Origin of the sequence: Streptomyces sp. NBC_01707, assembly GCF_041438805.1 — a bacterium.
GTDB lineage: Bacteria > Actinomycetota > Actinomycetes > Streptomycetales > Streptomycetaceae > Streptomyces.
This window is the reverse complement of record NZ_CP109190.1, coordinates 1,053,598-1,066,866: the sequence shown is the minus strand read 5'-3', so window position 1 is coordinate 1,066,866 and position 13,269 is coordinate 1,053,598. Positions and strand designations below refer to the sequence as shown.

At 68.7% G+C, this 13,269-nt stretch carries 11 protein-coding genes; 8 read left to right on the top strand and 3 right to left on the bottom strand.

Annotated elements, in window-relative coordinates; genetic code table 11:
- Positions 1-10 precede the first annotated feature (10 nt).
- The 7 genes from OG963_RS04920 (at position 11) to OG963_RS04890 (ending at position 10,351) form a co-directional block, all read left to right on the top strand.
- Positions 11-907 carry an MBL fold metallo-hydrolase gene (locus tag OG963_RS04920; protein WP_327420379.1) on the top strand — a complete coding sequence of 299 codons (897 nt, stop codon included), beginning with the start codon at positions 11-13 and terminating at the stop codon, positions 905-907.
- On the top strand, positions 904-1,662 hold the full coding sequence (gene pqqC, locus OG963_RS04915) for a pyrroloquinoline-quinone synthase PqqC (RefSeq protein ID WP_371798535.1): 759 nt from the start codon (positions 904-906) through the stop codon (positions 1,660-1,662). The genes OG963_RS04920 and pqqC overlap by 4 nt, the downstream gene beginning before the upstream one ends.
- Before the next feature lie 89 nt (positions 1,663-1,751).
- Positions 1,752-1,931, top strand: a complete 180-nt coding sequence (gene pqqD, locus OG963_RS04910) for a pyrroloquinoline quinone biosynthesis peptide chaperone PqqD (protein ID WP_371798534.1) — start codon at positions 1,752-1,754, stop codon at positions 1,929-1,931.
- Complete coding sequence (gene pqqE, locus OG963_RS04905) at positions 1,928-3,037, top strand: pyrroloquinoline quinone biosynthesis protein PqqE (RefSeq protein WP_371798533.1); 1,110 nt, start codon at positions 1,928-1,930, stop codon at positions 3,035-3,037. Before pqqD ends, pqqE begins: the two co-directional genes overlap by 4 nt.
- A gap of 762 nt (positions 3,038-3,799) precedes the next feature.
- Positions 3,800-5,044 carry an ROK family transcriptional regulator gene (locus tag OG963_RS04900; protein ID WP_371798532.1) on the top strand — a complete coding sequence of 415 codons (1,245 nt, stop codon included), beginning with the start codon at positions 3,800-3,802 and terminating at the stop codon, positions 5,042-5,044.
- Between the two features lie 745 nt (positions 5,045-5,789).
- Positions 5,790-9,035, top strand: coding sequence for a glycoside hydrolase family 3 C-terminal domain-containing protein (locus OG963_RS04895; RefSeq protein ID WP_371798531.1), 3,246 nt, complete (start codon positions 5,790-5,792; stop codon positions 9,033-9,035).
- A gap of 158 nt (positions 9,036-9,193) precedes the next feature.
- Positions 9,194-10,351, top strand: a complete 1,158-nt coding sequence (locus tag OG963_RS04890) for an ROK family transcriptional regulator (RefSeq protein WP_319740809.1) — start codon at positions 9,194-9,196, stop codon at positions 10,349-10,351.
- Between the two features lie 517 nt (positions 10,352-10,868).
- On the opposite strand, the gene OG963_RS04885 is transcribed toward OG963_RS04890, so the two are convergent.
- The 3 genes from OG963_RS04885 to OG963_RS04875 form a co-directional block, all read right to left on the bottom strand.
- Positions 10,869-11,303: a DUF2267 domain-containing protein gene (locus OG963_RS04885; protein WP_371798530.1), complete on the bottom strand. Its 435-nt coding sequence runs from the start codon at positions 11,301-11,303 to the stop codon at positions 10,869-10,871.
- A gap of 79 nt (positions 11,304-11,382) precedes the next feature.
- Complete coding sequence (locus tag OG963_RS04880; protein ID WP_319740839.1) at positions 11,383-11,778, bottom strand: DUF2267 domain-containing protein; 396 nt, start codon at positions 11,776-11,778, stop codon at positions 11,383-11,385.
- 92 nt (positions 11,779-11,870) lie between these two features.
- Positions 11,871-12,302 (bottom strand): Hsp20/alpha crystallin family protein, encoded by a 432-nt coding sequence (locus tag OG963_RS04875; RefSeq protein WP_319329901.1) that lies wholly within the window; start codon positions 12,300-12,302, stop codon positions 11,871-11,873.
- 126 nt (positions 12,303-12,428) lie between these two features.
- Here OG963_RS04875 and OG963_RS04870 point away from each other — a divergent pair, with 126 nt between their 5' ends.
- Entirely contained in the window at positions 12,429-13,082 is a 654-nt protein-coding gene (locus tag OG963_RS04870; RefSeq protein ID WP_371798529.1) for a type III effector protein, read from the top strand.
- The last annotated feature ends 187 nt before the right edge of the window (positions 13,083-13,269 follow it).

Sequence of the window (13,269 nt, the reverse complement as noted above, 5' to 3'; positions counted from 1 at the left end):
AAGAAGCCCGATGCTGCTGCTCACCCTGGGCACGGCAGCGGGTGGAGGGGTTCCCCAGTGGAACTGTGCGTGCCCCGGATGCACCGGGGCACGCACCCACCCCGACCGTCGCCGCAGCCATGATTCGCTTGCCGTCCTCGGCCCCGAACCGTCGTCCTGGTTCCTCGTCAACGCAGGCCCGGACGTCACCGAGCACCTGGAGACTCACCCCCGGCTGCGACCCGGAGCGGGCACGGAACGCACCCCCGTGGTCCGGGTCCTGCTCACAGACGCAGAGCTCGACCACACCCTGGGCCTGCTGCGACTGCGCGAGGCGCGGCACGTAGAGATCTACGCCACCGCACCGGTGCGCCAGGCTCTGCGTGAACGCCTCGCATTGGACACCGTCCTGACGCCGTACACCACCCTCACCTGGCGGGATCTGCCACCGGCGGGTCACAGCCCGGCGGTGATCGCGGGGATCGAAGTCTGCGCGGTCCCCCTGTCCACCAAGCGACCCCGCTACGCCGCCGAAGCCCAGCAGGACGACTCCTGGGTAATTGCCGCCCGTCTCCACGACCCTGCCAGCGGCCGGACGGCGCTGTACGCGCCCGCGCTCGCCGGCTGGACAGAGGAGTTCGGCAAGGAGGCCGCCGCCGCAGACTGCGTCTTCATCGACGGAACCTTCTGGGACGACGAGGAACCGCAACGACTGGGCATCTCTGCCGGAACGTCCACCGCGATGGGCCACCTGCCCATCGACGGCCCCACCGGCACCGCCCAGCACCTGGCGTCCCTGCCGGCCCGCTGCCTCTACACCCACCTCAACAATACGAACCCCCTGGTCGATCCCTTGGCCCCGCAGCACGGCGTCCTGGCCGGACGGGGGCTCGAAGTGGCCCAGGACGGGATGGTGATCGAGCTATGACGACAGCACCCGCACGGCCCGGATCCGGGCGCGCACACCCCGCATGGGTGGGCGACGGACCTCTGCCACCCGCCGCGTTTGAATCCGAACTGCGGGAACTGGCACAAAGCCGGTACCACGACAGCCATTCGTTCAACATTCGGATGCACCGCGGTGAACTAAGCCCGGCCGAGCTGCGCACCTGGGTCGCCAACCGCTTCCACTACCAGCGCAGCATCCCGGTGAAGGACGCCCTGATCCTCGCCAAGCTGCCCGACCCGGCCATGCGGCGCTCGTGGCTGCGCAGGATCCAGGACCACGACGGTATCGCCGACGGCGAGGGCGGCATCGAGCGGTGGCTGCGCCTCGGCGAGGCGGTGGGCCTGGACCGCGCCGACCTGGAATCGGGCAGGAACGTCCTGCCCGGAGTGCGGTTCGCCGTCGACGGCTATGTGAACTTCTGCCGGCTCAGCCCCGCTCTGGAGGCCGTGGCCTCCTCACTCACGGAGCTGTGCGCACCGAACATCATGCTGACCCGCCTGGAGACCTTCCCCCGCTACTACCCGTGGATCGAGGAATCGGGCCTCGCCTACTTCCGCAGCAGGGTCCCGCAGGGCCGACGCGATGGGACGGAAGCGCTGTCCTGGGTGGTCGACTGGGCGCGGACTCGCGCCGACCAGCTCGCTTCCCTGTCCGCCCTCGCCTTCAAATGTGATGTGCTGTGGTCGCTGCTCGACAGCGTCGAGCATGGCAGCCGGCCGGGAGGCGCGGGATGAACGCCCGCCACAGCGACCTCTGGTGCCCGCGACGGGCCCCCGCCGTCGTCCTGAGGCACGACCGGACGCGGGGCAAGGACGTCCTGCTCATGCCGGAACGCGTCGTTGTACTCGAAGGCAGTGCCCGATCGGTCATCGAACTATGCGACGGCACGCGCACGGTGGCCCGCATCACCGACGAGCTGCGGGAACGCTTTCCCGCAGCCCCCGTTGACACCGAGGTGAGCGCCTTCATCGAACGGCTACACAAGGAAGGCTGGATCCGATGACTGCGACGATCGCACCGCCGTGGGGGCTGCTGGCGGAACTGACACACGCCTGCCCGCTGCACTGCGGCTACTGCTCCAACCCTCTGGAGCTGACCCGCCGCTCCCGCGAGCTGACCGCCGCCCACTGGGTGGACATCTTTCGCCAGGCCGCCGACCTCGGAGTCCTGCAGACCCACCTCTCCGGCGGTGAGCCGCTGCTCCGCAAGGACCTGGAGGTCATCGTCACCGGTGCGGAGGAGGCCGGCATCTACACCCAGCTGGTCACCAGCGGCTCGGGACTCACCGAAGACCGTCTGCGCTCCCTGACCGCAGCGGGGCTGCGCAGCGTTCAGCTGTCCGTGCAGCACGCCGACCCCGCGGCCTCGGACGCGATCGCAGGCAGCCAGGCGTTCGCCGCCAAGGAGGCTGCTGCGGCACTTGTCCGGAAGGCCGGGCTGCCACTTGGCGTCAATGTCGTACTGCACCGGCACAACCTGGACGCCGTCGACGCGCTCGTAGAACTCGCGCTGAAGTGGGGCGCGGACCGGATCGAGCTGGCCAACACGCAGTTCTACGGCTGGGGACTGCTCAACCGGGAGGCACTCATGCCCGGTCGCGACCAGCTCGCCCGCGCGGTGGAGTCCGTCGACCGGTGGCGCGAGCAGCTGGAGGGACGTCTGGAAATCGTCTGGGTCACGCCGGACTACTTCGACGGGGTGGCCAAACCCTGCATGGGCGGCTGGGGAGCCGTCTCACTCACCGTCGCCCCTGACGGCACCGTCCTACCGTGTCCGGCGGCCGCCACCCTGCCGGGCCTGGACCCGGTCAACGCCAAGGACCACTCCCTGCGTTGGATCTGGGAGGAATCGAAAGCCTTCAACCTTTACCGGGGTACGGACTGGATGCCCTCTCCGTGCCGCAGCTGCGACCGACGAGACCAGGACTTCGGCGGCTGCCGGTGCCAGGCCTTCGCTCTGACCGGCGACGCCACCCGCACCGATCCGGCCTGTTCCCTCTCCCCGGACCACACAGCGCTGACGGCTCTGGCCCGTCCGGCTGCCGGCGGCATCCGCGACATGATCCCGCGCCGCCCGACCGTGGGCGCGGGGCTGGCCCCGCGCCCCTGACGCCGCGCCCCTCCCTGCCGGGGGGCTGCGCGTTCCGCAGACCGGTGTGATTGCCGCCCACGGCATCGTCACACCGGCTTCTGCGCGTGCTGGGCAGCCAGACGCATGGGCGCGACCCCCGCCTACTGCCTGGACCTGGCCCTGGCAGCCGGCTTGCCCCTCGACTGGCCCCGCGTCACTCCTGCCGACGAAGTGGCCGATCAGGTGGTCAGTCACGTCACCGAGGTTGTCCGCGGGACGGGCGAGGGCGGGAATCCCGCTCGTCCCGGGCCGACCGAAATCGACCTGCAGCACGGAGCGAACGATGGCCATGATCAGCACGTACGTCAGTGGCGACCGGGACGTCGCCATCATCCGGGACTGCAGTACATGGTCAGCACCGCCCGAATACTCGCGAGTGCCGCCGTGGCCCAGTCGCCTCCGAGTCCGCTCTGCTGCCTGCCGGTCCCCGCGTCAGGTCTGCAACGTCAGCCGTCCTCATTCCACTCGGCGCGGCGGCTTTCGCAGGTGGTGACTCCACCGGCGGTCAGCGCTCTGAGGCAGAAGAGGGTGGTGAGGTAGGGGAGCCGAAGACGATGGGGAGGCGGCCCATACTGTGGTACGGACAGGCGGCCCAGCATCCGTCCGGCCGCTGCGTCTGGGCGAGTAGCCGTCGCCCCTGGTCCTGTCCGGTGGTGAGGGCGACGTTGTCGGCAGTCAGCGTCCCCAACGCCGGCCGGTGGATCGATGCCGCCGCCGATCACTCCCGCTACTCTTCGTACGATGGAAAGTCGATCCGAGCCCGACGTGCTGCAGCCCCGCGAACGGCACATCGTTGCCGCGGTGCGCGACCTCGACGGCGCAAACCGCCGCGAGCTGGCCGAACTCACCGGCCTGCCGCGTACCACCGTCACCGCTGCGGTCGCCTCCCTCATCGCTCGCGGGTTGCTCACCGAAACGGATGGTCCGGCCGTCACCCGCCGTGCCGGCCGGCCCTCACCGACCGTGCGTATCGACCTGAGCAGGAAGACCGTCGCTGCTGTCGAACTCGGCCGCCGAAGTCAGTCGGTGAGCCTCATGGGCTTCGACGGCCGCGTGCTGAACCGTGCCGACATCGAATTCGACCAGACCCAGCCCCTCGAGGCCGTAGCCGCTGGCCTCGCGGCAGCCGCGGACACGGTGGCCTGCGACGCGACCGAGGTCAGCGCGATGGTCGTCTCCGTCGCCATGCCGTTCCGTAGAGGCGCTGGAGCCCCACAGGTCCCCATGTACTCGGCGGGCGAAATGCACTTTGCGCCGGCGAAGGCCCGACGGCCGAAATGGTTGCTCACCGACCCGTCGGCCGCCCTGACCGAAGCGCTGGGCATACCCGTTGTGATCGAGAACGACATCAATCTCGCCGCGCTCGGCGAATCGGGCCACGGTGCCGCCCGAGGTGCTCATACCGCGGTCTACCTCAGCGTGGTTCCCGGATTCGGCGCCGGCATCGTCATCGACGGACGGCTGTATCGGGGAGCGGGGGGCGTTGCCGGGGAACTGGCTCACGTCAGCGTCCGTGAGGACGGCGATTTGTGTGTGTGCGGCAACCGCGGCTGCTATACAACGGCGCGCCGAAACGGGCCGAGCCTCGCCGACGACATCGCTTCGGCCCTCGGCCGCAATATGTCTCTCGATGAGGTCATCGAGCTGGCGGCTGAAGGGGATGTCGCGGTGCGTCGTTGGCTGGCCGATGTCGGCCGCAGCATGGCCGAACCACTCGCGGGTTTCGTCACCATGCTCAACCCCGACCTCCTGGTAGTGGACAGCGCCCTGGGGTCGGCCGCTGCGCCTGTCGTCGAGGGGCTCCGTGACACCATCGAACGGCGGACGTCGCCCATGACCTTTCAAGGGCTCGAAATCCGCCCGGGCCAGCTCACGGCGTCGGCCATTCCTGCCGGTGCGGCGGTGCTCGCAGCCCAACGCTACGTGGATTGCCTCGTTGGCCTGACCCCATCGCGCCGTCTCGGCGGCCTGGGCGCCATGGGGTGAGCCCCGCCGGACGATCGGCGTCGGGCTGCCCGCAGGGGGTGCCGGCAGAGTTCCGCACGCGGTTCGTCCGGTCGTCTGCGACGACATCATGTGCGGCAACGCGTTCATCCCGTTCCTTAGGTCGACCGGCATCAGGTGGTGCGCCCCCCCCACGGCCGTCCGGGTATTCGATCTCGCCCCGCAGATCGACGCGGCGGCGACGGACGGCTACGCCTTGGTCCGTCAAGACAACCGGCCGGGCCGGAAAACCGTCCGGTACTACCTCGCGCGGTGCGCGCGTCGGCATCGGCGGCCACTGCTGCCGAACGGCTGCAGGATCAAGGCCCGAGCCGCCTCAACCCCCGCCAATTGCAAGTCGGATGACCGGTGTCAACCTGTGAACGAGGTCAGGGTGAGGGAGCGCCTGCGAGGTATCGGCAGACTCGGCAGGTTGAGGGATCCCCGGAAGCGGTTCCGGCCGCGAACTACCTCAGCAACCCCTGGTGACCAGTACTTATAGCAGATTCACAGCCGTCATAGCGGCGACGGAGTGCGTGGAGGGGTGATCAATAAATCCATCAATGATTGGCTTAAATCATCGCAGTTCCCGTGATGTTTTAACCATTGACCAAAGAAAAGCCCGACTCGTAGGGTCGGCCTCGTTCGCACCGAGCGAGCGCCCCTCCGGTGGATCTCCGGGCGGGACGTTGCCCGTTCGGCATGAACTTCCAATCTGGACAATGCGGTTGCGAGAGGATCTACTGACATGTACACCACAGGATCGCCCAGAGGTGCACGCCGCGGCCGGGCCATCGCGATCGCCGCCGCCACCGCAGTCGTCGCGACGGTCGTCTTCACCGGGGTGCCGGCGGCGACCGCGGCGACCTCCGACCCCAACCCGGCCGCACTGGAGCTGAAGAACGCGGCGCTGTCACGTGAAGCCGCCACCCAGGGCATGGTCCTTCTCGAGAACCACGATCACGCGCTTCCGATTTCTCGCAAGGGGAACGTGGCACTGTTCGGTGTCGGTGCGTACAAGACCGTCAAGGGGGGCACGGGCTCCGGCAACGTCAACAACCGGTACACGATCTCCGCCCGTCAGGGACTCACGGACGCGGGCTACAAGGTCACGACGAGCGATGCCTACTGGTCCGCGATGACGCAGGCGTACGACACCAAGTACCCGAGCACCACCGGCAGTACGTTCGGCTCGAGCGTCGACTACGCCTCCGTCGAGCAGCCGCTGACCGCCGCCAGCGTCGCGCCCGCAGCCCCCACCGACACCGCGGTCTTCGTCGTGGCGAGGAACTCGGGCGAAGGCGCGGACCGCTCGTCCGGCCCGGGCGACTACGAGCTCACCTCGACCGAGCGCGCCAACCTGAAGCTGCTCGGCCAGACGTACAAGCGCGTCGTCGTGGTCCTGAACACGGGCGGCGTCGTAGACACGTCGTTCTTCCCGCAGATCAACGACGAGGTCAAGGACGCCCCCGGCGGCCAGGCGCTCGACGCGCTGCTGCTGATGAGCCAGGCCGGCCAGGAGAGCGGCAGCGCACTCGTCGAGGTGCTGAACGGCACCGTCACCCCGTCGGGCAAGCTCACCGACACCTGGGCCTCCGCCTACTCGCATTACCCGGCCTCCTCGACGTTCGGGAAGAACGACGGCGACCCCCTGCTGGAGCAGTACACCGAGGGCATCTACGTCGGGTACCGCTACTTCGACTCGCTTTACAAGAAGATCGACCCCACCGACCCGGCGGGCGTGGTCAACTACCCCTTCGGCTACGGCCAGTCGTACACCTCATTCGACATCAAGGCGCAGCAGGTCAAGGCCGACGCCCGCACCGTGAGGGTCACGGCGAAGGTGACCAACACCGGCCGCAGCTACAGCGGCAAGGAAGTCGTCCAGGTCTACGTGTCGGCCCCGCAGAACGGGCTCGACAAGGCGTACCAGCAACTCACCGGCTACGCGAAGACCGACAACCTCGCGCCGGGCCAGTCCCAGACGGTGACGATCAGCTTCGACACCGCCTCGCTCGCCGCCTACGACGAGTCCCGCGCGGCCAACGTGCTGGACGCCGGCGACTACGTCGTGCGCGTCGGCAACTCTTCAAGGAACACGCACGTCGCGGCGCGCCTGAACCTGTCGAAGACCGTGGTCACCGAGCAGCTCCACAACGAGCTGACCGACCAGAAGCCGGACAAGGAACTCACCAGCTCCCCTGCGAACTTCTACAGCTACCCCGGCGAGCAGGCCGAGATCGCGCGGGCTGGCCGGATCAGCCTCGACCCCCGCTCGTTCCGTACCGACATGAACGCCTCGCCGTACCAGCAGGACACCGCGGTCGACTCGTCCTCCCCGTACTACGCGCTCGACGGCGACAAGATCTCGTCGACCACGGTGTACCTCGACCCGAAGCAGAAGGACTGGGAAGGCACCGGCGCGGCGTACCGCCCGAAGACCGGTGAGAACGTCAAGCATGTGTCGACGAACACGTCGACCACCCTGTACGACGTCGCCAAGGGCAAGGCGTCCATCGAGCAGTTCGTCGCTGGCTTGAACGTCTCCCAACTCGCCGACATCGTCGAGGGTTCCAGCGCCGCGGGCACCACGCTCACTGCCAAGGGTGCCGCCGGCTACACCACACCGAACTACGAGAAGCTCGGCGTCCCCGGCATGGCGTTGTCGGACGGCCCCGCCGGACTGCGCCTCACGCAGAAGATCGGCACGACCGATCCCACATACCAGTGGGGCACCGCCTGGCCCATCGGTACCCTGCTCGCCCAGAGCTGGGACCGCGGCCTGGTCTCGCAGGTCGGTGAGGCCGTCGGGGAAGAAATGCAGGAGTACGGTGTCCAGCTCTGGCTCGCGCCGGGCATGAACGTCCACCGTGACCCGCTCAACGGCCGCAACTTCGAGTACTACTCCGAGGACCCGCTGATCGCGGGCCTGACCGCCGCGGCCACCACCGAGGGCGTACAGAGCCTCCCCGGTGTCGGCGTGACGATCAAGCACTTCGCCGAGAACTCACAGGAGACCAACCGGACCACCAGTATCTCGGTGGTCGGCGAGCGCGCGCTGCGTGAGATCGAGCTCAAGGGCTTTGAGATCGCGGTCAAGGCCGCGCAGCCGATGTCCGTGATGAGCTCGTACAACAAGCTCAACGGCACCTGGACCGCCAGCAGTTACGACCTGCTCACCGACGTGCTGCGCGGGGAGTGGGGCTACAAGGGCACGGTCATGTCGGACTGGGGCGGCAGCCACGGCGCACTGACGTCGATGTATGCCGGCAACGACCTCATCGAGCCCGGCGGCAACCCGGCCGAGATCATCAACGCCATCAAGCAGGTGGCGCCGGCCATCGATGTCTCGGGCCTGCCCGCCTACAACAAGAAGACCCGCTCCGACGGGCGGGTCAGCTACACCTGGCAGTTCGGCGGCCTCACCCCCTCGGCCGACGGCGGCACGGCCGTGACCACGACCGTCGACCAGAACACGGACCTGTCCAAGGTGCCGCAGTCCGGTGAGACCGTCACGGACGCAATAAACAACCAGGTGTTCACGCCGAACGCCAAGTTCACCTCCGTCGACGACGCGTACCGCGCGGTAACCGCTCTGCTGGACCCGAGCAACACGGCGCTGAGTGCAGCCCAGAAGGCCGGCATCAGCATCACCGGTATCCAGCACGCCACTGCCGGCGACGACAGCAGCCCGGTGGTTGCCTACACCGTCGCGCTGAAGGGCGACTATCCCGCGCAGGGTTACCCGCTCCGACTGGGTGACCTCCAGCGCAGCGCGATCCGTGTCCTGACCACCGCGTCGCAGAGTTCGTCGTTCCAGGAGCTCGCAAGCCTGAACGGGGTGAAGGGCATCAAGGTCGGCCCGTACACCTCCCAGTTCAAGAACCTGGAGCCCGCGGTCACCGCAACCCTGGGCAAGGTGTCGAAGGCGCCGGGTGGCCACGACGACTCCGGTCACAACGACGGCCACGACAAGCACCACTCGGGTCACTGACCCCGCCGGGTGACGGCGTCTCCGACGCCGTCACCCGCCCCGACCGTCCCTGGCCTGCTCGCTTCAGGCCAGGGACACTCAGGTATCCAGCGGGTGACGACGGACGGGCATCGCCGCGCACCGGCCGCGAACAGTCGTGAAGCCCTTAGGATCTTTCCATGTCCCAGAAGTCAGCAGGCTCTTCGCCCCGGGATCGGACACGCGAGGACGTCTTCCGGCACATTCAGTCCGCCGACCGCGCGACTCGTGCTCGGATCGTCGAACTCAGCGGACTGTCCCGGAGCACCGTCAATCACGCTGTCTCCCGTCTGCTCGCCGATGAGCGCGTCACCGAGACTCAGGCCGAGGGCGGCGGGCCCGGCTCCGGAAGAGGCCGACCCGCGGCGATTCTCCGTGTCGTACCCCGCGATTCTCCCGTGGCGGCGATCGACTTCGGCCACAACCACGTGAACGTCGCGCTCGGCGACTCCCTCGGCAGCGCGATCGCCGAGGAGAGGGTGGACCTCGATGTCGATCTGCGCGCCACCGAGGCGATGGACCATGCCGCGAGGCTGCTCGACGGACTACGGGCGTCAGCCGGGATCGACAATCTTGCTGCGGTCGTTGCGGGTGTCCCAGGTCCGCTCGACACGGACTCGGAGCTCGTGCGCTCCCCGACGATCCTGTCGAGCTGGGTGGGACTCGACCCACGGAAGGAGCTCGAACAGCGCCTCGGCGTTCCCGTGCACGCCGAGAACGACGCCCTTCTGGGCGCGTACGGCGAACTGCACCTCGGCGCCGGCCGCCCCTACGCGGACTTCCTCTACGTCAAGGTGTCGCACGGCATCGGGGCAGGGCTGGTCGTCGGCGGGCAGCCGTACCGGGGATCACAGGGTTTCGCAGGCGAGATCGGGCACACCCCATTGCAGGGGCACACCGAGTTGTGCCGTTGTGGCAACCGTGGCTGTCTGGAGACCGTGGTGTCCGTGTCCGCCCTCGCGGCGCAGATCGCTCACACCCACCCTGGTGTGGAGACCGGTCTGCGCTTCCCGCTCCAGGTGAACGACCCCGTCACCGACCGCATCCTGGACGACGCCGGCCGGACGCTCGGCGGTGTCCTTGCCGCCTTCTGCAACCTTCTCAACCCCGAAGCGCTCATCGTGGGCGGCGAACTGGGTGCCTCGACCGGTGCGCTCGTTCAAGGCATCACCACGTCGGTCAGCCGGTACGCACAGCCCGCCATCGCCGCCGGCCTCCAGATCCTTCCTGCCGGCCTCGGCACCCGGGCCGAACTCCTGGGGGCACTCCGGCTCGCGACGACGCTAGCGATGCACTGACGGTTCTACGCCGACCTGGGGCACGGACACCTACGGCGTGTTTTAGAACTTGCTGGTGTGCTGGGTGAGCCGTCTGGGAAAGTCGCGGGTGGCGCCATCCAGGCCGTGAGGTCGCGGGTGATTCGATCAATGCTGGTCTCTCCGTGACGACGTCGTGTTCGCAGCGGGTGGTGTCGCGGCGGACGACCTCGTAGCCGCCTTCGTCCAGGGGCGAGGTGAACCTGCGCCCGCTGTCGGCGGCGCCGGGTGCCCGCTTCTTCCGGCCTCCGGCGGGTCCTCACCAAGTGCTCCGGCACGACCTGGTCGACGGTGCCTGCTCCCTCCCATCCCGCGCACCCCAAGGATGACCGCCATGAAGTTCTCCAATACCGCAGCTTCGGCACCGCGCTCGAGGTGGTCGACGTTCCCGGCGCCGGCCAGATCCTGCTCAAGGTCACCCGAGCCGGGGCCACACGCCAGCCCCGGCCCACTCGGCCAGGCGGCGCCAGCACAGTGTGCGGTGGCGGTGTGTCATGTCTTAGGCAGCTTGGGTGAGTTCGGCGCGGCCGAACAGCAGAGCGTAGCCGGTGGGGAGCTGGTCGAGGATGCGGGTGAGGAGGTCGGGGCCGGCGAGGGTGGTGACGGCGGCCAGGACGGCGCCGGTGTCCCAGCGGGTGGTGGCCTGGGTGGCGCCGGTGCGGGAGGCGAGGTCTTTGACGAAGGCCCGACCGGTGAGGGGCTCGATTGCGGGGATCTGTTCGGTGAGGGTGGAGGCGGCCTCGAAGGGCAGGCGGGCTGCCAGTTCGACGCGTTCGTCGCCGGTCAGCTGGCGTCCGAGTCCTGAAAGGACCAGGTGGACGGCTTCCGCGGCCCGTTCTCGGGTGGGGTAGGCCCCTTCGTAGCGGACTTTCTCCAGCATCTCCTCGAACGTCATCGCCGGGAGGTGCAGGACCGGTTCACGCTGGTCGGACATCACTGCGGTAGTCGCCTTTCTCGTCGTCGAGGTCGTGGTGTGGGTGGCCGGCGGGCCCGGGCACCCAGGTCGGTGGGGGTCAGGTGGGCTGGGGGCGGCCGAAGAGGAGGTCGTAGCCTGCGGGGAGTTGGAGCAGGATCTGCTTGAGCAGGTCGTCGTCGACCGCGTCGGCGACCGTGCTGAGGACGGCGCTGACGTCCCAGGCCGCGGTCTGTTCGGTGGCCCCGTCGATCCAGGCCGCCGTCGCCCGGAGGAACCGTTCGGGTGGGAGGGGTTCGGCGCTCTGCAGCGGGTTGAGCAGGATCAGGGCGAAGCCTTCGGGCAGGTGTGCCGCCAGTTGGGCACGCACCTCGCCGAGCAGGTGTGCGCCGAGCAGGGCGAGCACCACGCGGGCCGCGCGTTCTGCTTCGTGCCTGCTCCCGTACTCGCCGCGTTCCTTCACGTGGTCGAGGAAGGCTTCCCATCGCAGGGTCATGTCAGCCACCGCCTCTCTTGGCCTGATGGGGGGCGCAGGACGGGGGGGGGAGATCAGGCGCCCGTCCTGCGCCGCGGCACGGGTCGCCGGGTTCAGCCGGAGATCTCCTTGCGGGAGGACTTCCCGCCGACGGAGATCTTGCGGGGCTTGGCGCGCTCGGCGATCGGGATGCGCAGGGTGAGGACCCCGGCGTCGTAGTCGGCCTTGATGCGCTCGGTGTCCAGGGTGTCGGCCAGCACGATCTGGCGGGAGAACACGCCCAGCGGCCGCTCCGACAGTTCCATCTGCACGTCGTCGGACTTCGCCACGGGCCGTCGCTCGGCCTTGACGGTCAGCATGTTCCGTTCGACGTCGATGTCGATCGCCTCCGCGTTGACGCCGGGAAGGTCGAAGGCCACCACGTACTCGTCACCCTCGCGGTAGGCGTCCATCGCCATCGTGGACGGCCGCGACCAGGTGCCGGGGCCCATCAGTTGCTGGGTCAGCCGGTCGAGTTCGCGGAAGGGGTCGGTGCGCATCAACATCGCGAAACACCTCCTGAAGGTTCGGGCAGTACCTGCCAATGCGCTTCACTGAAACCGTTGTAGCATGTCATCCAATGGATGACAAACAACCTGTCGTCGAAAGGATGACAGCTGGAAGGAGTTCCCGTGACAGCAGCCGGTCAGCCGCCCCCCTCCCGCACGGATGCCCAGAGCCCTGCCTCGTTCCTGGCCGCGGCGGCGGCCCTGGAAGCCATCGACCACGCTGTGCATGAAGCCCATGAGCGGGCCACCGACCCCGCCGGGGCGGGTGACGGCCCGCAGCAGGCCCTGGCGTCCCTTCTGTTGCTGCGGCAGGTGCGCGAGCAGCTCGCCGGATGGGAAACCGGTCTGATCGAAACCGCCCGCCACGCGGGCGCCAGCTGGGCCGATCTTGCGGTCCCTCTCGGCGTCGCCAGCCGCCAGGCCGCTGAACGCCGCTACCTGCGCAACCGCCCCGGCCCCGCAGGAACCACCGGAGAACAGCGCGTCCAGGCCACCCGTGAAAGTCGCGCCGCCGACCGCACTCACACCGCCTGGGCCCGCGACAACGCCGCCGGCCTGCGTCGCATCGCCGGACAGATCGCCGCCCTCACCGATCTCCCCGCGGCCGCCCGCACCCCCCTCGGCGAGCTCGACGCGGCCCTCGCCCAGGACGACCCTGCAGCCCTCGTCCGCCCACTGACCGCGACCCGCCCCTACCTGACCGGCTCCCATCCCCGCCTCGCCGCCCAGCTCGACACACTCATCGGGCAAGGCACCCAGCACCCTGACCCCCGGTGACCGTGATGCCTTCGTGGCCCTTGACCGGGTCGGTTGGGTGCCGGTTGGTATGGCGTGTCCGGCTTCGCCGCTCTGCAGCGATCGTCACTGTGCCCATTCCAGTCCGAGTGCAGTGAGCTGGGCGCGTTGCTGGTCGGTGAGGCGGTCGCGCCGACTTTTTCTGGTTACTCAGAACGACGCTTAGGCG